This window comes from Nocardia sp. NPDC041819 (assembly GCF_055590505.1).
In genome coordinates this window covers 942146-966120 of record NZ_JBVJAP010000001.1, presented here as the reverse complement: position 1 = coordinate 966120, position 23975 = coordinate 942146, and the positions used below count along the sequence as shown (strand labels likewise).

The window sequence follows — 23975 nt, the reverse complement described above, 5'->3', positions numbered from 1 at the left end:
CGTCCGGCCGCGGCTCACCCACGCAGCACCGAGTGCAGTTCCTGCAGGGACCGCACACCGATGCCGCCGTTGATGCTGGCCTCGATGCCCTGCACCGCGGCTGCCGCACCCTGCACGGTGGTGATGCACGGGATGTTCACCCCGACCGCCGCGCTGCGGATCTCGTAGCCGTCCACGCGAGGCCCGGAGTTGCCGTAAGGCGTGTTGAACACCATGTCGACCTCACCGTCGCGGATCTGCTCCACGATCGTAGGCTGGTCGTCCGGACCCACCTCGGAGTGCTTGCGCACCTGCTCGCACGGAATCCCGTTGCGGCGCAGCATCTCCGCCGTGCCCTCGGTGGCGAGGATGCGGAAACCGAGATCGTGCAGGCGCTTCACCGGGAAGACCATCGCGCGCTTGTCCCGGTTGGCGATCGAGACGAACACGGTGCCCTCGGTGGGCAGCGATCCGTAGGCGGCGGTCTGGCTCTTGGCGAAGGCGGTGCCGAAATCGGCGTCGATGCCCATCACCTCGCCGGTGGATTTCATCTCCGGCGACAGCAGCGAATCCACGCCGCTGCCGTCGGCGCGCCGGAAGCGGTGGAACGGCAGCACGGCCTCCTTGACCGCGACCGGAGCGTCCAGCGCGACGTGCCCGCCGTCGCCCTCGCTCGGCAGCATGCCCTCCTTGCGGAGTTCGGCGATGGTGGCGCCGAGCATGATCCGTGCGGCGGCCTTGGCCAGCGGCACCGCGGTCGCCTTGGACACGAACGGGACGGTCCGGCTCGCCCGCGGGTTGGCCTCCAGGACGTAGAGCACGTCGTCCTTGAGCGCGTACTGCACGTTGAGCAGGCCGCGGACGCCGATGCCCTTGGCCAGCGCGATCGTGGAGCGGCGCACCGCCTCGATGTCGCTGCGGCCCAGCGTGATCGGGGGGAGCGCGCAGGCCGAGTCGCCGGAGTGGATGCCCGCCTCCTCGATGTGCTCCATCACACCGCCGAGGTAGACCTCCTCGCCGTCGCACAGCGCGTCGACGTCGATCTCGATCGCGTCCTCCAGGAAGCGGTCGACCAGCACCGGGTGCTCCGGGCTGAGCGCGGTCGCGCGGGAGATGTAGCCCTCCAGGGACTTCTCGTCGTACACGATCTCCATGCCGCGGCCGCCGAGCACGTAGGACGGGCGCACCAGCACCGGGTATCCGATCTCCGCGGCGATCTTGCTGGCCTGCGGGAACGTGGTGGCGGTGCCGTACTTCGGCGCGGGCAGCCCGGCCGCGACCAGCACGTCGCCGAACTCGCCACGGTCCTCGGCCAGGTCGATGGCGGCCGCGCTGGTACCGACCACCGGCACGCCCGCCTCGGTGAGGCGCTGCGCCAGTCCGAGCGGCGTCTGCCCGCCCAGCTGCACGATGACACCCGCGACGGTGCCCGACTCGCACTCGGCGTGGTAGATCTCGAGCACATCCTCGAAGGTCAGCGGCTCGAAGTAGAGACGATCGGCGGTGTCGTAGTCGGTGGAGACGGTCTCGGGGTTGCAGTTGACCATCACCGTCTCGTATCCGGCCTGCGACAGCGTCTGCGCCGCGTGCACGCACGAGTAGTCGAACTCGATGCCCTGGCCGATCCGGTTCGGTCCGGAACCGAGGATGATCACCTTCTCGCGCTCGGGCTGCGGCGCCACCTCGGATTCGGCGGCGGGATCGAGTTCGTAGGCCGAGTAGTGGTAGGGCGTCTTGGCCTCGAACTCGGCGGCGCAGGTGTCGACGGTCTTGAAGACCGGGCGGACACCGAGCCGGTGCCGCAGGGCGCGCACGCCGGTCTCCCCCGCCAGCTCGGGCCGCAGCGCGGCCAGCTGACGATCGGACAGGCCGTAGTGCTTGGCCCGGCGCAGCAGCGGCTCGTCCAGCACGGGCGCGTCGAGGATCTCCCGGCGCAGCTCGACCAAGCCCGCCACTTCCGCGACGAACCACGGGTCGATGCCCGAGGCGGCGGCGACGTCCTCGATGCTCGCGCCCAGGCGCAGCGCCCGCTCGACCTGGTAGATGCGCCCCTCGGTGGGCGTCCGCAGATCCTCCAGGATCGCTTCGACGTCGGTCCACGCGCCGTCGTCCTGGGTCCAGAAGCCCGCGGCCTTGGTCTCCAGCGAACGCAGCACCTTGCCCAGCGACTCGGCGAAGTTGCGGCCCAGCGACATCGCCTCGCCGACGGACTTCATCGTGGTGGTCAGCGTGCCGTCGGCGCCGGGGAACTTCTCGAACGCGAACCGCGGCGCCTTGACGACCACGTAGTCGAGGGTCGGCTCGAAACAGGCCGGCGTCTCCTTGGTGATGTCGTTGACGATCTCGTCGAGCGTGTACCCGATGGCCAGTTTGGCGGCGATCTTCGCGATCGGGAAGCCCGTCGCCTTCGACGCCAGCGCGGACGAGCGCGAGACGCGCGGGTTCATCTCGATGACGATCAGGCGGCCGTCGCTCGGGTTCACCGCGAACTGGATGTTGCAGCCGCCGGTGTCGACGCCGACCTCACGCAGGATCGCGATACCGAGATCGCGCAGCTTCTGGTACTCGCGGTCGGTGAGCGTCATCGCCGGGGCGACGGTCATCGAGTCGCCGGTGTGCACGCCCATCGGGTCGACGTTCTCGATCGAGCAGACGATCACGACGTTGTCGCGGCCGTCGCGCATCAGCTCGAGCTCGTATTCCTTCCAGCCGAGGATGGACTCCTCGATGAGGACGTTCGCGGTGGGCGAGGCGGCCAAGCCGCCGCCCGCGATGCGATCGAGGTCCTCGTCGTTGTAGGCCATGCCCGACCCGAGACCGCCCATGGTGAACGACGGGCGCACCACGACCGGGAAGCCGAGTTCGGCCACCGTCTCGCGGACCTCGTCCATGGTGAAGCAGACGCGCGAGCGGGCGCTCTCGCCGCCCACCTTCGCCACGATGTCCTTGAACTTCTGCCGGTCCTCACCGCGCTGGATGGCGTCGAAGTCGGCGCCGATCAGCTCCACGCCGTACTTCTCCAGCACCCCGCGCTCGTGCAGTGCGACCGCGGTGTTCAGCGCGGTCTGGCCGCCCAGGGTGGCCAGGATGGCGTCGGGGCGCTCCTTCTCGATGACCTTTTCCACGAACTCCGGCGTGATCGGCTCCACGTAGGTGGCGTCGGCGAACTCCGGGTCGGTCATGATCGTCGCCGGGTTCGAGTTGACCAGCGACACCCGCAGGCCCTCGGCCCGCAGCACCCGGCACGCCTGCGTGCCGGAGTAGTCGAATTCGCACGCCTGGCCGATGACGATCGGGCCAGAACCGATCACCAGGATGTGCTCGAGATCCTCGCGGCGAGGCATCAGGCTCCTTCCATGAGACCGGCGAAACGGTCGAACAGATATGCGGCGTCGTGGGGGCCAGCGGCGGCCTCCGGGTGGTACTGCACGGAGAAGGCGCGGCCGTCGACCAGCCGGACGCCTTCGACCGTTCCGTCGTTGGCGCAGACGTGACTCACCTCGGCCGTGCCGAAGGGGGTGTCGAACCGCTCGCCCCGCTCACCCTCCAGCGCGAACCCGTGGTTCTGCGCCGTGATCGAGATCCGGCCGGTCTCGTGCTCCACCACCGGGATGTTGATGCCCCGGTGACCGAACTTCATCTTGTAGGTGCCCCGGCCGAGCGCGCGGCCGAGGATCTGGTTGCCGAAGCAGATGCCGAACAGCGGCAGGCCCGCGCCCAGCACGCCGCGGGTCAGCTCGACCGCGGCGTCGGCGGTGGCCGGGTCGCCCGGACCGTTGGACAGGAAGACCCCGTCGGGCTTCAGTTCGAGGATCTGATCCAGCGTGGTGGACGAGGACACCACGTGCACCCGCATGCCACGCTGCGCGAACATGCGCGGGGTATTGGTCTTGATCCCGAGGTCGACCGCCACGACCGTGCGCCGGTGCTCGCCGTCGGGCTCGATCGTGTAGAGCGCGTCGGTGGTCACCTCGCCCGCGAGGTCGGCGCCCAGCATGGACGGCTGCCCGGTCACCCGGGCCACCAGCTCGTCGGGGGCGGCGAGCGCGTCACCGGAGAAGATGCCCGCCTTCATCGAACCGCGGGTGCGCAGGTGCCGCACCAGCGCGCGGGTGTCGATGCCGGCGATGCCGACGATCCGCTGCCGCTCCAGTTCGTCCGGCAGCGTGGTGGTGGCACGCCAGTTGGACGCGCGCCGCGCGGGGTCGCGCACCGCGTACCCGGCGACCCAGATCTTGGTGGACTCGTCGTCCTCGTCGTTCCAGCCGGTGTTGCCGATCTGCGGCGCGGTGGCCACCACGATCTGCCGGTGGTAGGACGGGTCGGTGAGGGTCTCCTGGTACCCGGTCATCGCGGTGCAGAACACCGCCTCACCGAGCGTCTGGCCCACGGCGCCGTAGGCCCGGCCGCGAAATACCCGGCCGTCCTCCAGCACGAATGCCGCTTCTCCTGTCATCCCTCGTCATCTCCCGTCATCGTCCCGCTCTGATCCGCCGTAGGAAGCCGGCGCCAAGCCGGGTAGACCGACTTGTCGTCGCCGCGGAAACCCGTATCGATCTCGGTTCCGGTCGGCAGCTTCCAGCGAATGACCAGCACACCATCTTCTGTCATCACTTTGCCCGCGTGGCCGCGTTCGGTGCGCACCGCCGTGATGGATTCCTGCGGAATCCAGATCACCGTCGCGCCGTCGCGCTCGAGCAGAATCCCCCGTTCGAACCGCGTGAGTTCCGCGGTGGCCCGGAAACCGAGGTCGCCCACCGTGATCCGGTCCTGCCAGCTGGGCGCGATCGTGCTGCCCAGGTACAGGCCGGTGGTCGGCTCCAGCACCTGCGCGCCGAGCTCGGCGGGCACGGCGGGCAGCGCGCCGATGCGCTCCGCCTGACGTGCCGCGCGGTTGCGCCACCCCCGGTACATCAGCCAGAGGCAGACCGCGAACAGGATCAGCAGCCCGGCAACCCAGAGCGTTCTCTCCACTACGAACCTCCTCGAAGGGCTGCGCCCAGCGCCTTGCCGTCGCGGGCGGTGACCCGGCCGCGCAGCAGCGTCGCCGTCACCCGCGCCGGGAAGGTCATCGCCTCGAACGGCGTGTTGTTCGAGATGCTGGCCAGTTCCTTCCCGCGCACCGTCCAGCTCGCCTTCGGATCGACCAGCGTCAAGTTCGCCGGCTCACCGACCTCGAGCGGCCTGCCGTGCTCGTCCAGACCCACGATCGCGGCCGGGCGCTCGCTCATCACGCGGGCGACACCGCGCCAGTCCAGCAGCCCCGGCTCGACCATGGTCTGCACGATGATCGACAGCGCCGTCTCCAGTCCGAGCATGCCGGGCCGGGCAGCGGCGAACTCGCAGCACTTGTCCTGCTCGGCGTGCGGAGCGTGGTCGGTGGCGACGCAGTCGATGATGCCCTCGGCCAGCGCCTGCCGCAGCGCGGCGGCGTCGGACGCCTCGCGCAGCGGCGGGTTGACCTTGTTGACCGCGTCGTAGGTCTCCAGCCGGGAGTCGTCGAGCAGCAGGTGGTGCGGGGTGACCTCGGCGGTGATGGAGATGCCCTGGGACTTCGCCCACCGCACCAGTTCCACGGTGCCCGCGGTGGAGGCGTGGCAGATGTGCACCCGGGCGCCGGCGTCCCGTGCCAGCAGGGCGTCGCGCGCGACGATGGACTCCTCCGCGGCGCGCGGCCAGCCCGCCAGCCCGAGCCGGGCCGCGGTCGGTCCCTCGTGCGCGATGGCGCCCTGGGTCAGCCTCGGTTCCTCCGCGTGCTGGGCGATCAGCACACCGAGCGAATTCGCGTACTCCAGGGCGCGGCGCATGATCAGCGGGTCGTAGACACAATGGCCGTCGTCGGAGAACATCCGCACCGCGCCGACGCCCGCGGCCATCGTCCCCATCTCGGCGAGCTGCTTGCCCTCCAAACCGACGGTGACCGCGCCGACCGGATACACATCGACCAGGCCCACCTCCCGGCCGCGCCGCCATACGTGGTCGGTCACGACCACCGAGTCGGCGACCGGAGCGGTATTGGCCATCGCGAACACCGCGGTGTAGCCGCCGAGCGCGGCGGCGGCGGATCCGGACTCGATGGTCTCCGTGTCCTCGCGGCCCGGCTCGCGCAGATGGGTGTGCAGATCGACGAAGCCGGGCAGCAGAACCTGCCCCCGCGCGTCGATGATCTCGGCGTCGATCGCGTCCAGATCGGTGCCGATCCGGCGGATCTCCCCATCGGCGACGAGCACGTCGACCGGTTCGCCTTCGCCGTACAGCAGCGCACCCTTGATCAAGACGGCGGTGTCGTTGTGTCCGCTCATGCTGCGTCCTCTCCGGCACGAGCGGGGCCCTGCGTGGTCACGCTGCGCTGCCTCCTCCGGGCCTGACCGCTCATGCCACTAACTCCTGTGTCCCGACGAGCAGGCGGAACAAGACCGCCATCCGCAGGTGCACGCCGTTGGTGACCTGTTGCAGCACTGCGGCTTTCGGCGAGTCCGCGACCGAGGACGCGATTTCCATGCCGCGCAGCATCGGTCCGGGGTGCAGCACGACGGCGTGGTCCTCCAGCAGGGCCAGCCTGCGTTCGGACAACCCGTAGGTGATCGAGTACTCGCGCGCCGACGGGAAGAACCCGCCGTTCATCCGCTCGGCCTGCACGCGCAGCATCAGCACCGCGTCGGCGCCGATCAGTTCGGCGTCCAAGTGGTGCGAGACGCGGGCGGGCCAGCTCTCCACGCCGACCGGAAGCAGCGTGCGCGGGGCGACCAGCACGACCTCCGCGCCGAGCGTGGCCAGCAGGAAGACGTTGGACCGCGCGACCCGGCTGTGCAGGATGTCGCCGACGATGACGACCCGCTTGCCCTCGATGTCCCCCAGCCGCTGCCGCAACGTCAACGCGTCCAGCAGGGCCTGGGTCGGGTGCTCGTGTGTTCCGTCACCCGCGTTGACGACCGCCGGGCCGGAGGCGCGTCCTGCCGAGACGGCCCACTCGTCCATCCAGCGGGCGATCTGGTGCGCGGCGCCGGACGCCGGGTGTCGCACGATCAACGCGTCGGCGCCCGCGGCGTGCAAGGTCAGCGCGGTATCGCGCAGCGATTCACCCTTCGCGACCGAGGAACTGCTCGCGCTGACGTTGATCACGTCCGCGCTCATCCACTTGCCCGCCACCTCGAACGAGACCCGGGTCCGGGTGGAGTTCTCGAAGAAGACCGTCATCACGGTGCGCCCACGCAGCGTGGGCAGTTTGTGCACCTCGCGGCCGAGCAGGGCCTGTTCGAACCGCTCGGCCTCGTCGAGCAGTTCGGTCGCGGCGGCGCGATCCAGCGCGGCGACCGACAGCAGATGCCTCACGAGGATGCCTCCTGCCGCGAGCCGGCGTGTGGCAGTTCCATCACGCCTCCTCCTGGTGCAGGTAGACGCCGTCGCGGCCGTCGTGTTCGGACAGCAGGACCGAGATGTCCTCGGACCGGCTGGTCGGTACGTTCTTGCCCACGTAATCGGCGCGGATCGGCAGTTCCCGGTGACCGCGGTCGATCAGCACCGCCAGCTGCACCGCGCGCGGGCGGCCCAGGTCGCGCAGGCCGTCGAGCGCGGAGCGGACGGTGCGACCGGAGAACAGCACGTCGTCGACCAGAACCACCAGCGCGTCCTCGATGCCACCTTCCGGAACGGAGGTGCGTTCCAGCGGCCGGTGCGGACGGCTGCGCAGATCATCGCGGTAGAGGGTGATGTCCAGCGAGCCAAGAGCCGGGCGGACGCCGGAGAATTCCTCGATCTTCTCGGTGAGCCGCGCCGCCAGGGTGGTTCCCCGGGTGGGGATGCCGATCAGCACCAGCCGCGGCGCGTCCGGCTCACCCGCGTCCAGCGCGGTCTTCTCGATGATCTGATGCGCGATGCGCGCGACGGTCCGCCCGACATCCGAAGCCGACAACAGCTCTCGCCCCGCCGCCACCCACTCCGGGGTATGTCGCTGCGATGTCTCGGCAGCGCCGGACTTGGCGACCCGCTCTTCGGGCACGGCCATGCCGACCTCCTTCCCCGCCTCACCGGACGGTCCGTTAAAGGATGTCTTACGGCAAGCAGCGTATCAGCGCCGTCAGCCCCGCTTTCACCAGGCATATCACGCTGTGAGCGGGGCCACTGACCGCCGCAGGGGACGCGGTCGTGCGCTACCGGCGGGCCGCGACAATCAGTCCGAGATCCCGGCCGCCCAGAGCCGCAGGGCGATCGAGCGGCGCCACCGGATCGCCCCAGGCCCGGAGAGCGTTCCGCCATCCGCCCCCGGCGAGCCGGGGCCGGATCCGCACCACGATATCCGGCAGTCATGGCCGAAAACCGCTAGCACATACGTTCGATCAGCGGTACGCTCGGCCGCATGTCCACACCGCTGCAGGGATCGCTGCTCGACGGATTCGGCGACACCGAATTCGCGCCGCTGCGCGATACGCGCCGGACCGTGCTCGGCCACGGGGCCTGGGTGGATCTACTGCCCGGATGGCTCTCGGGCGCGGACGCGCTGTTCGACCGACTCGTCGACCGCGTGCCGTGGAGAGCCGAGCGCAGGCCGATGTACGACCGCGTGGTCGACGTGCCCCGGCTGCTGCGGTTCTATTCCGAGCACGAACCGCTGCCGGACCCGGCGTTGGCCGACGCCCGCAGGGCATTGAGCGAGCACTACCGGCACGAACTCGGCGAGCCGTTCCGCACCGCGGGCCTGTGCTACTACCGGGACGGGCGCGACAGCGTCGCGTGGCACGGCGACGACATCGGCCGCGGGGCCACACACGACACCATGGTCGCGATCGTGTCGATCGGGGCGCCGCGGGCGCTGCTGCTGCGGCCGCGCGGCGGCGGCGCGAGCATCAAATACGCTGTCGGCCACGGCGATCTACTGGTGATGGGCGGCTCGTGCCAGCGCACCTGGGAGCACGCGGTGCCGAAGACACGCAAACCCACCGGTCCGCGGATCAGCATTCAGTACCGCCCACGCGGCGTCCGTTGAGCGGGCCCCGGGCGCTCCGTCGCCCGTCACGTGTCGCCATGTCCGGTTAGCCTGGCAACATGAGCAATCCAGGGGCGGGGGTCTTGGCCGTGATGCCGCTGCACACGATCAGCGAGGTCTACGGCGAAGCCGGGCTGCGGGAACGACTACTACTGGAAATCGCCGAACTTCCGGACACGCAGCGCCTGGCCGCGGCGCTCGATCTCGCGGCCCACCTGCACCGTGACGACCGGTACGGCCGCGAGCCGTACCTCAGTCACCTACTGCGCGTGACGATTCGGATCATCAGCCACTACGAGGTCCGGGATCCCGATGTGGTCGCGGCGGGGCTGTTGCACGACTCGGTCGAGGACCACGCCGCCGAACTGGCCGCCGATCGCCCCGGCCCGGCCGTCGACGCCGCGCTGGACGCGCTCACCGATCGGTTCGGAGCGCGAGTGGCCGATCTCGTCGCCGCGGTGACCAATCCCGAACCGGATCCGGCGCGCGACCGGCAGGCGCAGTACCGCGAACACGTCGCAGCCAACCTGGACCGGGACCCGTGGGCCCGCGTCATCAAACTCTCCGATTTCACCGACAACGGCGTCGGCATCCTCTACGCCACCGGCCCCGCGATGACGAAGCTCGCCGCCAAATACCGCCCGCTCACCGACGTCTATCGCGACCTGGTCACCCGCCCGGACACACCGCTGGCCGACCACGTCCGGCAGCACATCCTCGACCAACTCGACCGCGCGGACGAACGCTTCGAGGCCATCCTGTCGCGGGACTGATCGCCGCACAGCCCCGGACCGGAAGACAGTGCGGCACAACGGAATCGAACACCGGGCACCCCGAGAACAGCCTTTGCGACCCGAACCCGTACCGATCCGGCGCGGACGAACTCTTGCCGACGCGCCGACGCGGTCCACGGCCGCCGCCCCGGGCACACGGAGCGATCAACGCGCGGAGGGTTGAGCGATCAGGGCGTGCGCAGCACCGACTCGACCAACTCCCGCACCGCCGCCAGCAACCGATCGGTCTCACCGGCCCGGACCATGGCAGGCACCAATTCGGCGCTCAGCGCGCCGAGCAGCAGCCGCCCGACCACTTCCGCGTCCAGGTCCGGACGCGCTTCGCGCAGCAACGTGGTGATGTGGTTGTCCCAGAACGCGTGGAACTCGGCGGTCCGCGGATGCGGCGGCTCGGTGCGATAGGCGACCATCAGCTCGGAATTGTCGATCACCAGCCGCGCCATCGCGTCGAAGTAGGCGATCAAGCGGGCATCGGCGGGCGCACCGGGACCCAGCGGCGGTGGGCCGCTGGTGATCGCGTCCATGAGTGTGAGCGCGCTCTCGGCGACCATCTCGTGCAAGAGTCCGGCGCGGTTGCCGAAGCGATGGAAGATGGTGCCCTTGCCCACTCCGGCGGCCGCCGCGACACGCTCCATGGTGATCGCCTCGGCGCCGTGCTCGGCGAGCAGCGCGCTGGTGGCCTCCAGGATCGCCCGTCGATTACGCGCCGCGTCCGCCCGTTCTCTCGGCCGTCCGTCGCCCATCGCACCCGCCTTCTAGACAAGTTGACCAGCGGTCCATATGATCGAGTAATCAATTGGACCGCTAGTCAACTTATGGAGTTCGTGATGCAGGCAATCGTAATGACGGCAGTAGGAGACCCCGACGTGCTGGTGGCCGAGGAGGTCCCCGCGCCGCGACCGGCCGAGGACGAGGTGGTGATCCGAGCCGAGGCGATACCGGTGCTGTTCCCGGAGACAAAGCTGCGCTCCGGCGAGTTCCCGCTCGCCGCGCCACCGCCGCTGACCTTCGGTTTCCAGGCCGGCGGAGTCGTCACGGAGGTCGGCGCCCAGGTCGACTCCGCGCTGCTCGGACAGCGAGTCGTAGTGGCGACCAGAGGTTTCGGTGCCTACGCCGAATTCGTGGCCGCGCCCGCTGATTCCGTGGCGCCCATTCCGGACGGCCTGTCCTTCGTCGACGCCGCCGCGGTGCTGATGAACGGATCGGTGGCGATTCCACTGCTGGAGACCGCCGCGCTGACGGGCGGCGAAACCGTCCTGATCGAGGCGGCCGCCACGGGCGTCGGCAGCGCCCTGACCCAACTGGCCGGAGAATTCGGGGCGGCTCGTGTCATCGGCACCGCGGGCAGTCCCGAGAAAGCGGCCCGGGCGCGCAAGCTGGGCGCCGACGAAGTGATCGACCACAACGATCCCGCGTGGACCACCCGGCTACGTGAAACGCTCGGCGGCGCAACGGTGGACGTGGTGTTCGATTCGATCGGCGGTGCGAGCGCTTCCGGCCTCCTCGATCTCATGACTCCGCTGCGCGGACGGATGCTGGGCTACGGCTGGCTGTCCGGCGCACCCGCGCAGGTGTCGGCCACCGACCTGATCATGCGCGGGTTGACCTTCACCGGCTGCGCGGGGCCGGACTGGCTGAACCGAGTCGCGCAGGCGCGCGGAGCCGTGCTGGCCCGCGCGGCGGCGGGTGGGCTGGATCCGCTGGTCGAGACGGTTCTGCCACTCGACCAGGCGAGTCACGCGCATCGGCTGCTGGAGAACCGGGCTCCGCTGGGCAAAATCGTGCTGCGCCCTGAAGGCGCCACGTCCTGAGAGCGGCGCGAAGCCTGCGCCGCCATGGCTAGGGTGGATTCCGTGCGGACTTCCCTGGAATCCCATGTCGGCGCCGCCAACGCCCTCACGGCACGCTGGTGCGCGGCGGCGGGCGAGCGAGACGTCGTGGTGTCCGGCGCGGGCGTCTGGCCGCTGCTGGCTTTGCTCGCCTCCGCGGCGGACGGTCCGGCACGGGACGAACTGTCGACGGCGATCGGCGTACCCGCGGCGAACGCCCGGGAAGAAGCGCTCCGGTTGCTGCACGACCTCCAGCGCGCGGACGCGGTGTCGGCGGCACTGGGCGTGTGGGTGCGCCATGATCTTCCGCTGCACGAAGCCTGGTCGCAGGCGCTGCCCGAGGGAGTTCTCGCCCGGCTGGCCGGCCAGTCCGAGTTCGACAGCTGGGCGGCCCGGCATACCGACGGGCTCATCGAGCGGTTCCCCCTCTCGGTCGATCCCGGCACGCTGCTGGTGCTCGCCACCGCGCTGGTCGCGAAGACCCGGTGGCAGGTGCCCTTCGAGGTCGCGACGCTGACCCCGAAAGACGGTCCGTGGCAGGGGCATCGCGGCCCCGGGTTGTCCCGCGCGAGCACAGACCTGGCGAACGCCGCGATCCTGGACGCGCCGGAGCCGGTCACGCGTGTCGTCGTCGAAGGTGTGGCCGACCTCGACGTCCACCTGCTGCTCGGCACGGGCCGATCCGGGACCGTGCTCGGAACCGGCCTGGCGGCGCTGGCCGGCACCGTGCCGGTTCGCTCCGAGCTGCCGGTCGGCACCGAGGGGCCGGGCCTCGCCGTGCGCTCCGAGCAGGTGCCGACCGGCACCGGTCAACTGCGAATCCGGCTGCCGCCCTTCGAGGTTCGATCCACCCATGACCTGCTCACCGGGTCCGGCTTGTTCGGCCTGACCGCCGCGACCGACTGCACCCAGGGCCATTTCCCGGCGATCTCGCCTTTCCCGCTCTGCGTCGGTCGAGGAGCGCAGGAGGTCCTCGCCCGGTTCAGCCATGAAGGCTTCGAGGCCGCCGCCGTGACGTCCTTCGCGTTACGCGCGGCAGCGGCGGCGCTGCGGCACCACTTCGCACCTGTCGTCTCGGTGAACTTCGACCGGCCCTTCGGCTTCCTGGCCGTACACCGCCCGACCGGTCTCGTGGCCGTCGCGGGCTGGATCGCGACCCCGCCCGCCTCCTCCCCCGACATTCCGGCCTGAGCACACGCCCGGACCGCTACCGCCGGGCGAAGTGCGGAGCGTGCTCCGGCAAGACGCCGCGAGCGAGCAAGTACGGTGGCACGCTGCGTATCACGGGGACGCGGCGCAGGATCCGGACCGGCAACGGGGCGCGGGAAGCGCTCGCGATGTCGATTCGCCCGTCGAGGGCCGGAACGATCGCGATGGCGTGCAGGAGCCGCTGCATGCCCTGCGTCACGACGGTCGGCAATCTGCGCCGTCGCTGCACCTTCGCCAGATCCCTGATCCGCAGCGCGCCCGAGAGCAGCGGCGGGGCGAGGATTCTCGCCGCGGCGACGGCGTCCTGAACAGCCAGGTTGATGCCGACGCCACCGGCGGGGGACATGGCGTGGGCGGCGTCGCCGAGGCAGAGCAGGCCGTGGGTGTACCACTGGGTCAGCCGGTCGAGTTTCACTTCCAGCAACTTGACCTCATCCCAGCCGGACAAAGCGTCGACCCGGTCGTGGAGCCAGGGCGCGGCCTCGGCCAGGCCGCGCATGATGTCCTCGACCGGTCCGCGGCGGGCGGATTCGTCAGCGCCCTTGGCGATCAACGTCGCACACTGCCAGTAGTCGCCGCGGTCGAGCAGAACCGCCACCCGCCGGGCGCTGACGATCGGCAGCGCGCCTACGGGGTCGATCTCGGTGCGCGGCAGGCGGAACCACCAGACGTCCATCGGCGTCGACCAGGTGTGTGCCGACAACCCGGCGGCCGACCGCAGCAGGGAGCCACGGCCGTCGCAGGCCACGGTGAGGTCGGCTTCGATCGAGCCGGTCGCGCCGTCGGCGGTGCGGTAGACGACGCCACCGACCCGTCCGTCGATCCAGACCAGGTCGGTGGCCTCGGTATTCATCCGCAGGCGGAAGGTGGGCTCGGCCGCCGCGGCACGCGCGAGCAGATCCAGCAGATCCCATTGCGGCACCATGGCGACATATTTGTGCTTGCCCGGCAGGTTTTTCAGCGTCGCGAGGGTCTGCAGGCCGCCCGCGATCGGCAACTGCACCTGATCCACCTTGCGCGTGGGAAGTTTCGCGAATTCGGCGCCGAGACCCAGTTCATCGAGCAGATCGAGGGTGGTGGGATGCACGGTGTCGCCGCGGAAGTCACGGAGGAAATCCGTGTGCTTCTCCAGCACCGTGACCTCGACACCGGCCCTGGCCAGCAGCAGCCCGAGGAACATTCCGGCCGGTCCCCCGCCGACCACCAGGCATGTCGTGCGTTCCATCGACTGTGCCTCCTCGGTCGCCGCATCCCGCAAGGTCTCGCCTGTCGCGCAAATCCTAGTGCGGTGGGCGCGGCGCCGGATCCGGATCGGCGGCGGCCGACCCGATCCGCGGCCGCCTAGCCGATGTCCCTGTGCAAGACGAAGAAGTACGGTTCGGCCATACCGCGCAAATCCATCACGCCGAGCAGGGTGTGCTCGTCGGCGCGCCGGAAGTGATCGATGATCGGCAGGTGGTCGTAGACCATCGCGGCACTCGTCACGCCGCGGTATTCGACCGCACGCAGACGCGCGGTAGGTTTGCGCGTACGCAGCGCGGGAGCGAGGGCAGGCAGCAGTTTGCGCAGGGCACGCACCCCGGACAGCGGCACCCGCCCGGCCAGGCCGAGCGGGACGCGGCGCGGATCGATCGGGAAAACCTCGCCGCCCGAGGTGAACAGCAGCGGATGCACGTGGTCGGGGCCGTCGAACTGCTTGCCGTACCAGCCCGAAGCCACCAGCACACCATCCATCGGATGGCCCGTGTGCAGTTCCTCTCCCCGCCAGCGCCCCGTCGTGATCTCCTCGACCGGCGCCGCGGGGAGGCGGTCGAACAGTGCCCACGCCTCCTGCGTGGTGCGGACGTCCGTCACGGTCAGCTCGTTCGTGGCCATGTCTCCTACTTCCCTCGGCGAGGCAACGTTGCGAGAGATACCCTATCGGTCTCTCAGAACGCAACAGACCAGTAGGTCCTGGGCGTGCCTCGCCCGCGTGGTCAGTAAGTCGCCATGAGATAGATCCCGGCGATGATCATGACACAAGCGACGATGCGCTTGGAGTTCACCGCCCGCCGCGGGAAACCCATCAGCCCGAAGTGATCGATCGCGAGGGCACCGAACATCTGCCCCGCGATGATCAGGGCATTGAAGGTGCCCGCGCCCACATCGGAAGCCACCGAGATCATCGCCAGGATCGCGGCCCCGCCGAGGAGACCTCCGAACGGCGCCCACCGGGGCATGCTTCGGATGTCGAGCCGCGTCGGCCATGGCCGACGGGAGGAAACCAGCAGCGCCACGGTGAGAAAGATCGCGAAGCCGGTGAATGCCACGGCGTAGGAGATCACGCCGCACAGCCAGACATTCTTCAGTGCGAGCTTGAGGGAGTTCTGGCATCCGGCTTCCACGGAGCGCAGCGCACCGCCGACCAGGATGAATGCGAAGATGAGTGCCATCGTGGCGCGGGGCAGGGCGGCACGGGTCTTTTCGGCGGTCTGAACCGTCATCGAGAATCCTCGGAGGGCGCGAAGGTTGGATGGTTGGACCGGCAGCGGTGGGTGTTCTCGTGTCAGGTGACGCTGACCCTGGGCTCGCCGGCCGCGGGCTCGTCGGCCATCAGGTAGATCGCGAGCGTGATCAGCCCGCATGCCAGCAGACGGGGCAGACTGGCGGATCGCTCGTCGAATCCCATCAGTCCGAAGTGGTCCATGATCACGGCGACCACCATCTCGCCGACGATCACCAGCGCGCTGAACGTCGCCACACCGACATATCGGGCGACGGCGATCATTCCCATCACGGCCGCGCCGCCCAGCAAGCCGCCGAACGGCGCCCACCACGGCATGTTCCGCAGGTCGTCGAGCGTCGGCCACGGCGACTTCGACGACAGTGCGAGGAAAATCGAAAAGCCGGTAAGTGCTACGGCGTAGGAGATCACGGCGCAGAGCCACATGTTCTTCATGTGGTCCATCAACGTGTTCTGACAGCCCGCTTCGGCCGACCGTAGGCTGCCTCCGACCAAGATGAACAGAAAGACCAGTCCGATGGCGATGCTCATGGGCAACACATCCTTGATTCGGCGGCGGACGAGAACCGAAGTCTGCTCGGACGCACCCCGGGCCCCAGAAACGGCCTGATGTGTTCGAGCCGACATCCGGGCCGACCTGTGACTTGAATAACGTACCATCGGATAACGGCACGTTCAACGGGTAATCCGTGGGGAGCCGACTGCATAAGCCGCCCCGACCGAAAGGGGCGCGAACGAAGGGCTGCGATCATGGCACTCGTGCGCGACCTGGTCGATTCCTCTTCACGTAACTCGCCCTCCGCCCCGGCCACGCCGGCATCGAAGCCGCGGCTGAGCGTCCTGGACCGGGTCCGGCTCGCCTTGCTGGGGGCAGGTCTGCTGTGTGTGCTCACCGGTCTCCTGCCCCGTGCCGAGGCCGTCGCGAACATGCGCCGCGTCGGACCGTTGCTGCTGTTCCTCGCCAGCGTGATCGTGCTGGCCGAACTGACCAGGCAGGCCAAGGTCTTCGACGTCATCGCCCATCGGCTCGCGATCCTCGGTCGCGGTCACTATCCCGCGCTGTTCGGACTCTGCGTCCTGTTCGCCTCCGCCACGACCATCGTGCTGAATCTCGACACCACGGCAGTGCTGATCGCCCCGGTCATGCTGGCCCTCGCAGCGCCCGCCCGCATTCCGCCGCTTCCGCTGGCCATGACCACGCTGTGGCTGGCCAACACCGCGAGTCTGCTGTTGCCGGTCTCCAATCTCACCAATCTGCTCGCCGCCGATCGCGTGGCACTGACCGCGACCGGCTTCGCGGCGAAGATGTGGGCGCCGCAACTGGTTTCGATCGCGGCGACGATGGTGTGCCTGTGGCTGTGGTATTGGCGGCGAGGACGACGGGACGCCGATCGCTACGTGCCGCCCGAGCCGATCCGCCCCGCGAACTTCCGGGAGCGCTCGCTGCTGCTGGCCACCGCGGGCGCCTGTTCGCTGTTCGTCATCGCGATCCCCCTCGTCGGCGACCGGATCGGAATCGCCGCGACGCTCGCGGCGCTCATCGCCGTGGCGGCGTTCGCCGTCTTCGACCGCGCCGCCCTGCGGCTGTCGCTCATCCCGTGGCGGCTGCTCGTCTTCGTAGTCGGCCTGTTTCTGGTGGTGCCCACCCTGAGCCGGTTCGGCCTCGCCGACGCGATGCACGCCTTGATCGGGACCGATCCCGGTGCGTCCGGTGCGTTCCGGGCCGCCGCGGCGGGCGCCGGCCTCTCGAACATCGCGAACAACTTGCCGGCCTACACCGCGGGCGAGGCGGTGATTCCCCGGCAGAACGGCGATCAGCTTCTTGGGCTGTTGATCGGTACCAATATCGGCTCGATCGTCACGCCGTGGGCCTCGCTCGCGACGCTGCTGTGCTTGGAGTTCTGCCGCATGCACGATGTGCGCGTTCCGCTGAAGCGATTCGTCCTGACCGGCCTCGTCCTCGCGGTGACCGCTACCGCCGGCGCGGTCGCGGCGCTGTTGATCACGGGTTAGCCGCCGAGACAGCGGTCGCCGATCGGTGCCTGCGACGCCGGCTTGACCTCGAGTGCGGTCGAGGTACGAGGATCGGTCGTGCTCCCGCTGGTCATCCGTACACCCACCAGCGGGAGTTCCACCTTCGAAACCGGGGCGAGGCGCTGGGCGGCGTCGGAACGACCGCGGTGAGAACGGGCATCGCCTTCGGCTTCGGGCGGTGAGCCGAACTGGACCGTGGGAGCGCCTATACCGGGACCGAAACGAGGATGCGGCGCTGCGGCGCCCTCAGTTCGGTGTGGTGATTTCCCACTCGTAGACGGTCAGTTCCGAGGCGCCGGTGGTGTGCACGGGATCGGTGAACGCTATTTCCCGTGCGGCGTCGAGATTTTCGGCGAGAATCACGTACGCGCCACCGGTGCCGTCGGTGAAGCGGCCGCTCTCCTGCAACTGCCCACGGTCGTGCAGCGACCGCAGGAACTGCCGGTGCGGCTCGGTCACGGCAGCGTCGAAGCGCGGAGTACGCATCACCAGCACGAGGTACTTGTTCACGGCTCGGGCTCCGGGCGGGGCGCCCTTGTCGCGGCCGCCGCGGCGCGCACCTGCGGCGCCACCAGGACGACCTGCCCCAGCACGCCGTTGAGGAAGGACGGGGAATCGTCGGTGGACAGCTCCTTGGCCAGCTCCACCGCCTCGTCCACGGCGACGACCGGCGGGACGTCGCTCGCGTGGAACAGCTCCCAGACCGCGATGCGCAGGATCGCGCGGTCCACGGCGGGGAGACGCGCGAGGGTCCAGTCCTGCAGGTACGACTCGATGGTGCCGTCCACCCGGTCGAGGTCGTCGGCTACGCCACCGACCAAAGTGCGGGTGTAGGGGTGCACCGGCGCGACCGACTGGTCGCGGGTGGCGAGTTCGGCGCGCTCGTCGAGCAGGTCGGCGGCGTCGACGTCTCTGGCCTCCGCCTCGAACAGCAGGTCGACCGCCCGGCGGCGGGCCTTGTGCCGTGCGCCGAGCTTCTTGTACGCGGACTTCTTGTCCACGGGCTGTTCAGCCACGGTCACATCATCCCGGATTCGCAGGCCCGGGCGCTCAGGCGTTGACCCGGCCGAGGTAGCTGCCGTCGCGCGAGTCGATGCGCAGCTTGTCGCCCGTGTTGATGAACAGCGGGACCTGCACCTCGGCGCCGGTCTCCAGGGTGGCGGGCTTGGTGCCGCCGGTGGAGCGGTCACCTTGCAGGCCGATATCGGTGTGCTGGACCACGAGCTCGATCGAGACCGGGAGCTCGACATACAGCGGCGCGCCCTCGTGCATCGCGACCTGCACGTTCATGTTCTCCAGCAGGAAGCGGGCGCCGTCGCCGATGGTGGCCTCGGAGATGGAGATCTGGTCGAAGGTCTCACCGTCCATGAAGACGTAGTCCGAGCCGTCGTGGTAGAGGTAGGTCATGTCGCGGCGGTCGACGGTGGCGGTCTCCACCTTCACACCGGCGTTGAAGGTCTTGTCGACGACCTTGCCGGACACGACGTTCTTCAGCTTGGTCCGCACGAACGCGGGGCCCTTGCCCGGCTTGACGTGCTGGAACTCGATGATCTGCTGGAGCTGACCGTCGATCTTCAGCACAAGGCCGTTCTTGAAGTCGCTGGTGTCCGCCACTGTCTTCGGATCTCCTCGTTCTACCGCTTGGTCTCGGGCAGACCGGCGTCAGGCGACGACGGTCAGGTCTTTGCTGGTGTGGGTGAGCAGCTCAGGGCCCCCTTCGCGCACCACGAGCGTGTCCTCGATCCGGACCCCGCCGCGGCCGGGAAAGTACACACCTGGTTCGACGGTCACCGCCACGCCAGACAGAAGTGTACCGGTTCCGGTTTTCGCGATTCCGGGCGCTTCGTGGATCTGCAGACCGACCCCGTGACCGAGTCCGTGCACGAACAACTTCCCGTGCCCGGCAGCCTCGATCACCGCCCGCGACGCCGCGTCCACGTCGGCCACCGGAATCCCCGGCCGCAGCGCCTCGCGCCCGGCCTGTTGCGCCGCGGCGACCAGCGCGTACACCTCGCGCTGCCAGTCGCTCGGCGTGCCGAGCACGAAAGTACGGGTCATGTCGGAGTGGTAGCCGCCGACCACCGCCCCGAAGTCCAGCTTGACGAAATCGCCCGCCGCCAGCACGGCGTCGGTCGGACGATGGTGTGGGACAGCCGAGTTCGGGCCGGTGGCCACGATGGTCTCGAACGACACCGCTGCGGCGCCGTGCTCGAACATGGCCCATTCCAGATCCCGGGCCACCTGGCGCTCGGTGCGACCGGGCCGCAATCCGCCCCGCTCCAGCAGCGCGGCCAGACCGGCGTCGCCCGCCGCGCACGCCGCGCGCAACTGCTCCACTTCGTAGGCGTCCTTCACCATGCGCAACTGCTCCACCAGCCCGGGCGAGGCGACGAACTGCAGGCCGGTGCGCTGTTCGAGGAAACCGCGATGCTGCTCGACGGTGACGACATGGCTTTCGAAGCCCACCCGGCCGACCTGCCACTCCCCCGCCAATTGCACGATCCGCCGGGAGGTGGCCCGAGCGATCTCCGCCCGCAGGTCGGGCACCTGCTCGGCGACCTGGGTCCGGTACCGGCCATCGGTGCCGATCACCGTGCGTTCCTCGGCGGTGCGCGTGTCCCAGGAGTGCACGAGCAACGCCGCGTTGGAGCCGGTGAACCCCGTGAGATATCTGATGTTCACCAGATCAGTGACCAGTAGGGCGTCCACCCCGTTCTCCACCAGCAGGCTGCGCAGCGCGCCACGCCGCGCCGCGTAGTCCGGCACATGACCCTGGTGATCTGCACACATACCTCAAAACTACCGCCGACCCCCCGCACGCCGACAGTCAACACGTGCTCGCCGGCCGTCCGCCGCGTTCGCTGCGTGAGAAGTCTCGCGAAAACCGCTGGCACGCACTGTTTCTCACAATCGATGGCCACTGCTGAACAACAGCCTGTTCACATCCGACCATGTTGTGCACATTCCGGGTCGGCCCGGCTTTCCCGCGCCTGTGCCGGGTGAAGGTGGAGGCATGACCATTCTCGCATGCACCGTCCTCACCGTGTGGTGCGCGGTCCTGACAGTGTTCGACCTGCGCGAACGCCGCCTGCCGAACGGACTGACCGGTACGGGCGCGCTGACGGTCCTCGGATACGCCGTGCACACAGGGCATTTCACCGCCGCACTGCTGGGCGCACTGCTTCTGTCCGCGCCATACCTGCTGGTACATCTCGCCGCACCCGCCGCGCTGGGCGCGGGCGACGTCAAGCTCGCGGTGATGCTGGGCGGGGCTGCCGCACTCGGCGGTGCGCGGCCGTGGGTGTGGGCGGCACTCGGAGCACCGATACTCACCGCGTGTGCCGCGCTCGGCGCATCGGCCCGCCGGGGCGCATTCACCTCTCGTGCCGCCGGGCCAGGCAACCGCGCGGTCACCGTGCCGCACGGTCCCGCGATGTGCCTGGCTACTTTGCTGGCTTTGCTGTCGTCGGCCCTGGGCTCGACCTGAGTTCGTCCGCCACTGCGCAGGCACGTCTCCACAGCACACCCCGCGATCACGAAGCCAGCAAATACACAGCAATTCATCGGTAGCATCAGTCGCGGGCAACGACTTTCCGAGCGGCCACCGCGGCGGCACTCGCGGGGCCGGCAGTTCGGCGAGTCGCCCGGTCGAGTGGCCAGGACAGCGGAAGCGGCGTCGGGAAGGAGCCACCCAGTGCATCCGAGGCATTCGTCGCGGAGACCGATCGTGGTGGGGACCGACGGTTCGGACCCATCGATCGTCGCGGTCCGCTGGGCGGCGCAGACCGCCGCGCTGCACGACGCGCCCCTGCACATCGCGCTGGTAGTCGAGTCGCCGCTCGTCTCCGACGACGACGATCCGCCACGCCCGGCGGCATTGCTGCGGGTGCGCGAAGCGGACGAGGCGATCGAGCGCGCCGCGAACGCCGCGGTAGCGGCCGCGCGTACCGTGCGCGACATCGCCATCGGCACCGAGATCCGCACCGCGCACATCGCCACCGCCCTGATCGAGCGTTCTCGCAGCGCGGCGATGCTCGTGGTCGGCACCCGCGGTATCGGCCGCGTCCAGCGAGTCCTGCTCGGCTCGGTCAGCACCGCCGTCGCCCGGGACGCCGATTGCCCCGTGGCGGTGGTGCCTGCCGAGACGCCGCTGTGGGACCGGGCCGGCACCGGGCCGGTGATCGTCGGGGTGGACGGCTCCGCCGCCGAGCAAGCCGCCATCGAGGTCGCGGCCACCGAAGCCTCGCTGCGCGGGGTCGAACTGGTGGCCGTGCACACCTGGGGCGAGGTCGAGCCGCTCGGCGCCATCGGCACCGACTGGACCGCGCTGCGCCGGACCGAGGAAGCGTTGCTCGCCACGAGCCTGGCCGGTTGGCAGGAGCAGTACCCGGAGCTCACCATCCGGCGCGAGGTCGTCCGCGACCGGCCGGAGCGGCAGTTGCTCGAACGCTCCCGCGACGGGCAACTGCTGGTGGTGGGCAACCGTGGCCGCGGAGCCCTGGGACGGCTGCTGTTCGGTTCGGTGGGTGACGCGCTGCTGCGCTCGGTGGATCGCCCCATCGTCATAGCCCGCTGAGGCGTCGGCGGGTGGTATCGCCCCTCCTCCGGCGTGCGCGTCGTCACGGCGGGCCACGTTCCCGAGCACCGGCGTCGACATGGGAAGATGAACGACGTGCTGCGTTGGATAACTGCTGGAGAATCCCATGGTCCCGCTCTCGTCGCCATCCTCGAGGGGATGGTGGCAGGCGTCGAGGTGACGTCGGACGAGATCTCCACGCAGCTCGCGCGCCGCAGGCTGGGCTACGGCCGCGGCGCGCGGATGAAGTTCGAGGCCGACAAGGTCACCGTCGTCGGCGGTGTGCGCCACGGGCGCACGATGGGCGGCCCGGTCGCCATCGAGGTGGCCAACTCCGAGTGGCCGAAGTGGACCACCGTGATGTCCGCCGATCCGGTGGATCCGGCCGAACTCGCCGAGCTGGCCCGCAACGCACCGCTGACCCGCCCCCGGCCGGGGCACGCCGACTACTCCGGCATGCTCAAGTACAACTTCGACGACGCCCGCAACGTGCTCGAGCGCGCCAGCGCCAGGGAGACCGCCGCGCGCGTCGCGGCGGGCACCGTCGCCCGCAACTTCCTGCGCCAGGCGTTCGGCGCGGAGGTCGTCTCGCACGTCGTGTCGATCGGCACGGCGCGGAACACCTCCGGCATCGTGCCGACCGCCGCCGATCTCGCGGCGGTCGACGAGAGCCCGGTGCGGGCATTCGACAAGGACGCCGAAGCCGCGATGATCGCCGAGATCGAGGCGGCCAAGAAGGACGGCGACACCCTCGGCGGCGTGGTCGAGGTGGTCGTGGAGGGACTTCCGGTCGGCCTCGGCTCGTTCACCAGCGGCGAGAACCGGCTGGACGCGCGGCTCGCGGCCGCCCTCATGGGCATCCAGGCCATCAAGGGCGTCGAGGTCGGTGACGGTTTCGAGACCGCGCGCCGCCGCGGCAGCCAGGCACACGACGAGATGCGGCCCGGCCCCGACGGCGTGCTGCGCTCCACCAATCGCGCCGGCGGCCTGGAGGGCGGCATGACCAACGGCGAGGCGCTGCGCGTGCGTGCGGCCATGAAGCCGATCTCGACGGTGCCGCGCGCGCTGTCCACCGTCGACATGACCACCGGAGACGAGGCCGTCGCCATCCACCAGCGTTCGGACGTGTGCGCCGTTCCCGCGGCGGGCGTTGTGGCCGAATCCATGGTGGCGCTGGTCGTCGCGCAGGCGGCGCTGGAGAAGTTCGGCGGCGATTCGCTCACCGAGACGGTCGAGAACATCACCAGCTACATCAAGCGCATCAGCACTCGCCCCCACGTGCCCGCGGACAGTCGGTCGCAATGATCGTGCAGACCGATCCGCGCGCCCCGCGCGTGGTGCTGGTCGGACCGCCGGGGGCGGGCAAGTCCACGATCGGCCGCAAGCTCGCCAGGGAACTCGGCGTCGAGCTTTACGACACCGATGCGGGTATCGAGCGCGAGACCGGTCGCACCATCCCGGAGATCTTCGCCGAAGACGGTGAGCCCGAATTCCGCAAAATCGAGGAGCGGGTGGTGCGCCGCGCCGTCCTCGCCGAGCGCGGTGTGGTCTCGCTGGGCGGCGGCGCCGTGCTGTCCGCCGACACCAGGGCCCTTCTGCGCGGCCGCACCGTGGTCTACCTGGAGATCAGTGTGGCCGAGGGCCTTCGGCGCACCGGCGCGAGCACCCAGCGGCCGCTGCTCAACGGCGCCGACCCAGGCGCGAAGTACCGGGAGCTGATGCGCGCCCGCAGGCCGCTCTACCGGGAGGTGGCCACCGTCCGGGTCCGCACCGACGGTCGCAGTCCGGGCCGGGTGGTACGAATGATCATGACCAAGCTCGGGATGGAGCCGGTCGAGCACGCCGAAGCGGATCTCCGGCCGCCACCGAGCGGAATTCCGCAGGGCAGCAGCCGATCCCGGTCCCGGCGTCGCGCCAGGTCCAGGGCCGCGGCCCGGCGTACGACCGCCGATCAGGGCGAGAGCACCGCCACCGAAACCGGTGCCACGAAGGAATCGGCGGCGCCCACCACCGCTCGATCCCGCCGTACGCGCAGGGGCCGCACGAGCGAGCCCGACGCCGCGAGCGG

At 69.8% G+C, this 23975-nt stretch carries 23 protein-coding genes and 1 pseudogene; 9 read left to right on the top strand and 15 right to left on the bottom strand.

Annotated features, from left to right (window positions below):
- Positions 1-14: 14 nt before the first annotated feature.
- From carB to pyrR, 6 genes are all read right to left on the bottom strand, one after another.
- Positions 15-3323, bottom strand: coding sequence for a carbamoyl-phosphate synthase large subunit (gene carB, locus ACZ6DL_RS04610; RefSeq protein ID WP_466048971.1), 3309 nt, complete (start codon positions 3321-3323; stop codon positions 15-17).
- Complete coding sequence (gene carA, locus ACZ6DL_RS04605) at positions 3323-4435, bottom strand: glutamine-hydrolyzing carbamoyl-phosphate synthase small subunit (RefSeq protein WP_063052307.1); 1113 nt, start codon at positions 4433-4435, stop codon at positions 3323-3325. The genes carB and carA overlap by 1 nt, the downstream gene beginning before the upstream one ends.
- Positions 4432-4953: a PH-like domain-containing protein gene (locus tag ACZ6DL_RS04600; RefSeq protein ID WP_062973593.1), complete on the bottom strand. Its 522-nt coding sequence runs from the start codon at positions 4951-4953 to the stop codon at positions 4432-4434. Before ACZ6DL_RS04600 ends, carA begins: the two co-directional genes overlap by 4 nt.
- Positions 4953-6281 (bottom strand): dihydroorotase, encoded by a 1329-nt coding sequence (locus ACZ6DL_RS04595; RefSeq protein ID WP_466048969.1) that lies wholly within the window; start codon positions 6279-6281, stop codon positions 4953-4955. The genes ACZ6DL_RS04600 and ACZ6DL_RS04595 overlap by 1 nt, the downstream gene beginning before the upstream one ends.
- 70 nt (positions 6282-6351) lie before the next feature.
- Positions 6352-7311: an aspartate carbamoyltransferase catalytic subunit gene (locus ACZ6DL_RS04590; protein ID WP_466048968.1), complete on the bottom strand. Its 960-nt coding sequence runs from the start codon at positions 7309-7311 to the stop codon at positions 6352-6354.
- 40 nt (positions 7312-7351) lie between these two features.
- Entirely contained in the window at positions 7352-7984 is a 633-nt protein-coding gene (gene pyrR / locus ACZ6DL_RS04585) for a bifunctional pyr operon transcriptional regulator/uracil phosphoribosyltransferase PyrR (RefSeq protein ID WP_396978927.1), read from the bottom strand.
- 351 nt (positions 7985-8335) lie between these two features.
- On the opposite strand from pyrR, the gene ACZ6DL_RS04580 reads away from it, so the two are divergent.
- Both ACZ6DL_RS04580 and ACZ6DL_RS04575 read left to right on the top strand, forming a co-directional pair.
- A complete protein-coding gene (locus tag ACZ6DL_RS04580; protein WP_466048966.1) occupies positions 8336-8962 on the top strand; it encodes an alpha-ketoglutarate-dependent dioxygenase AlkB in 627 nt (208 codons plus the stop codon).
- A 59-nt stretch (positions 8963-9021) separates the two neighbouring features.
- A complete protein-coding gene (locus tag ACZ6DL_RS04575; protein WP_466048964.1) occupies positions 9022-9735 on the top strand; it encodes an HD domain-containing protein in 714 nt (237 codons plus the stop codon).
- 188 nt (positions 9736-9923) lie between these two features.
- On the opposite strand, the gene ACZ6DL_RS04570 is transcribed toward ACZ6DL_RS04575, so the two are convergent.
- Positions 9924-10499 (bottom strand): TetR/AcrR family transcriptional regulator, encoded by a 576-nt coding sequence (locus ACZ6DL_RS04570; RefSeq protein ID WP_466048963.1) that lies wholly within the window; start codon positions 10497-10499, stop codon positions 9924-9926.
- Between the two features lie 84 nt (positions 10500-10583).
- Between ACZ6DL_RS04570 and ACZ6DL_RS04565 the strand changes: the two genes are divergently transcribed.
- Both ACZ6DL_RS04565 and ACZ6DL_RS04560 read left to right on the top strand, forming a co-directional pair.
- On the top strand, positions 10584-11567 hold the full coding sequence (locus ACZ6DL_RS04565; protein WP_466048961.1) for a quinone oxidoreductase family protein: 984 nt from the start codon (positions 10584-10586) through the stop codon (positions 11565-11567).
- Between the two features lie 42 nt (positions 11568-11609).
- Complete coding sequence (locus ACZ6DL_RS04560; RefSeq protein WP_466048959.1) at positions 11610-12776, top strand: serpin family protein; 1167 nt, start codon at positions 11610-11612, stop codon at positions 12774-12776.
- Between the two features lie 16 nt (positions 12777-12792).
- Here the strand turns inward: ACZ6DL_RS04560 and ACZ6DL_RS04555 are convergent, their stop codons facing one another.
- The 4 genes from ACZ6DL_RS04555 to ACZ6DL_RS04540 all read right to left on the bottom strand — a co-directional run bounded on the left by ACZ6DL_RS04555 (position 12793) and on the right by ACZ6DL_RS04540 (position 15828).
- Positions 12793-14019 (bottom strand): FAD-dependent oxidoreductase, encoded by a 1227-nt coding sequence (locus tag ACZ6DL_RS04555; RefSeq protein ID WP_466048958.1) that lies wholly within the window; start codon positions 14017-14019, stop codon positions 12793-12795.
- A gap of 116 nt (positions 14020-14135) precedes the next feature.
- A complete protein-coding gene (locus ACZ6DL_RS04550; protein WP_466048957.1) occupies positions 14136-14669 on the bottom strand; it encodes a DUF4334 domain-containing protein in 534 nt (177 codons plus the stop codon).
- Positions 14670-14770: 101 nt separating this feature from the next.
- Positions 14771-15277 (bottom strand): DMT family transporter, encoded by a 507-nt coding sequence (locus ACZ6DL_RS04545; RefSeq protein ID WP_391462692.1) that lies wholly within the window; start codon positions 15275-15277, stop codon positions 14771-14773.
- Positions 15278-15339: 62 nt separating this feature from the next.
- Complete coding sequence (locus ACZ6DL_RS04540) at positions 15340-15828, bottom strand: DMT family transporter (RefSeq protein ID WP_157114169.1); 489 nt, start codon at positions 15826-15828, stop codon at positions 15340-15342.
- A gap of 219 nt (positions 15829-16047) precedes the next feature.
- On the opposite strand from ACZ6DL_RS04540, the gene ACZ6DL_RS04535 reads away from it, so the two are divergent.
- On the top strand, positions 16048-17310 hold the full coding sequence (locus ACZ6DL_RS04535; protein ID WP_466048955.1) for an SLC13 family permease: 1263 nt from the start codon (positions 16048-16050) through the stop codon (positions 17308-17310).
- Between the two features lie 267 nt (positions 17311-17577).
- Here ACZ6DL_RS04535 and ACZ6DL_RS04530 read toward each other — a convergent pair whose 3' ends face one another.
- Genes ACZ6DL_RS04530 through ACZ6DL_RS04515 form a run of 4 tightly spaced genes read right to left on the bottom strand, consistent with a single transcriptional unit; the run spans position 17578 to position 20121 of the window.
- Positions 17578-17841 carry a YciI family protein gene (locus ACZ6DL_RS04530; RefSeq protein WP_040867575.1) on the bottom strand — a complete coding sequence of 88 codons (264 nt, stop codon included), beginning with the start codon at positions 17839-17841 and terminating at the stop codon, positions 17578-17580.
- On the bottom strand, positions 17838-18347 hold the full coding sequence (nusB, locus tag ACZ6DL_RS04525) for a transcription antitermination factor NusB (protein ID WP_040867601.1): 510 nt from the start codon (positions 18345-18347) through the stop codon (positions 17838-17840). Before nusB ends, ACZ6DL_RS04530 begins: the two co-directional genes overlap by 4 nt.
- A 34-nt stretch (positions 18348-18381) precedes the next feature.
- Positions 18382-18945 (bottom strand): elongation factor P, encoded by a 564-nt coding sequence (gene efp, locus ACZ6DL_RS04520; RefSeq protein WP_040867576.1) that lies wholly within the window; start codon positions 18943-18945, stop codon positions 18382-18384.
- Positions 18946-18993: 48 nt separating this feature from the next.
- A complete protein-coding gene (locus tag ACZ6DL_RS04515; RefSeq protein WP_466048953.1) occupies positions 18994-20121 on the bottom strand; it encodes a M24 family metallopeptidase in 1128 nt (375 codons plus the stop codon).
- Between the two features lie 223 nt (positions 20122-20344).
- Here ACZ6DL_RS04515 and ACZ6DL_RS04510 point away from each other — a divergent pair, with 223 nt between their 5' ends.
- From ACZ6DL_RS04510 to ACZ6DL_RS04495, 4 genes and pseudogenes are all read left to right on the top strand, one after another.
- The gene (locus ACZ6DL_RS04510; protein WP_466048951.1) at positions 20345-20818 is read left to right on the top strand and encodes a prepilin peptidase; all 474 of its coding nucleotides are present in this window, start codon (positions 20345-20347) and stop codon (positions 20816-20818) included.
- 240 nt (positions 20819-21058) lie between these two features.
- Positions 21059-21907 (top strand): universal stress protein, encoded by an 849-nt coding sequence (locus ACZ6DL_RS04505; RefSeq protein WP_466048950.1) that lies wholly within the window; start codon positions 21059-21061, stop codon positions 21905-21907.
- 96 nt (positions 21908-22003) lie between these two features.
- Positions 22004-23212 carry a chorismate synthase gene (aroC, locus tag ACZ6DL_RS04500; RefSeq protein WP_466048948.1) on the top strand — a complete coding sequence of 403 codons (1209 nt, stop codon included), beginning with the start codon at positions 22004-22006 and terminating at the stop codon, positions 23210-23212.
- Positions 23209-23898, top strand: a pseudogene (locus ACZ6DL_RS04495) (shikimate kinase); the annotation flags it as partial. The gene aroC and the pseudogene ACZ6DL_RS04495, both read left to right, overlap by 4 nt.
- Between the last annotated feature and the right edge of the window lie 77 nt (positions 23899-23975).

What these genes read in the sequence shown, in the direction of transcription:
- carA (WP_063052307.1), bottom strand. Translation starts at nt 4,435, where the DNA reads ATGACAGGAGAAGCGGCATTCGTGCTGGAGGACGGCCGGGTATTTCGC.
- ACZ6DL_RS04550 (WP_466048957.1), bottom strand. Translation starts at nt 14,669, where the DNA reads ATGGCCACGAACGAGCTGACCGTGACGGACGTCCGCACCACGCAGGAG.
- ACZ6DL_RS04575 (WP_466048964.1), top strand. Translation starts at nt 9,022, where the DNA reads ATGAGCAATCCAGGGGCGGGGGTCTTGGCCGTGATGCCGCTGCACACG.
- ACZ6DL_RS04510 (WP_466048951.1), top strand. Translation starts at nt 20,345, where the DNA reads ATGACCATTCTCGCATGCACCGTCCTCACCGTGTGGTGCGCGGTCCTG.
- pyrR (WP_396978927.1), bottom strand. Translation starts at nt 7,984, where the DNA reads ATGGCCGTGCCCGAAGAGCGGGTCGCCAAGTCCGGCGCTGCCGAGACA.
- ACZ6DL_RS04565 (WP_466048961.1), top strand. Translation starts at nt 10,584, where the DNA reads ATGCAGGCAATCGTAATGACGGCAGTAGGAGACCCCGACGTGCTGGTG.
- ACZ6DL_RS04540 (WP_157114169.1), bottom strand. Translation starts at nt 15,828, where the DNA reads ATGAGCATCGCCATCGGACTGGTCTTTCTGTTCATCTTGGTCGGAGGC.
- ACZ6DL_RS04580 (WP_466048966.1), top strand. Translation starts at nt 8,336, where the DNA reads ATGTCCACACCGCTGCAGGGATCGCTGCTCGACGGATTCGGCGACACC.
- ACZ6DL_RS04535 (WP_466048955.1), top strand. Translation starts at nt 16,048, where the DNA reads ATGGCACTCGTGCGCGACCTGGTCGATTCCTCTTCACGTAACTCGCCC.
- ACZ6DL_RS04545 (WP_391462692.1), bottom strand. Translation starts at nt 15,277, where the DNA reads ATGACGGTTCAGACCGCCGAAAAGACCCGTGCCGCCCTGCCCCGCGCC.
- ACZ6DL_RS04570 (WP_466048963.1), bottom strand. Translation starts at nt 10,499, where the DNA reads ATGGGCGACGGACGGCCGAGAGAACGGGCGGACGCGGCGCGTAATCGA.
- ACZ6DL_RS04595 (WP_466048969.1), bottom strand. Translation starts at nt 6,281, where the DNA reads ATGAGCGGACACAACGACACCGCCGTCTTGATCAAGGGTGCGCTGCTG.
- carB (WP_466048971.1), bottom strand. Translation starts at nt 3,323, where the DNA reads ATGCCTCGCCGCGAGGATCTCGAGCACATCCTGGTGATCGGTTCTGGC.
- ACZ6DL_RS04515 (WP_466048953.1), bottom strand. Translation starts at nt 20,121, where the DNA reads ATGTGTGCAGATCACCAGGGTCATGTGCCGGACTACGCGGCGCGGCGT.
- ACZ6DL_RS04555 (WP_466048958.1), bottom strand. Translation starts at nt 14,019, where the DNA reads ATGGAACGCACGACATGCCTGGTGGTCGGCGGGGGACCGGCCGGAATG.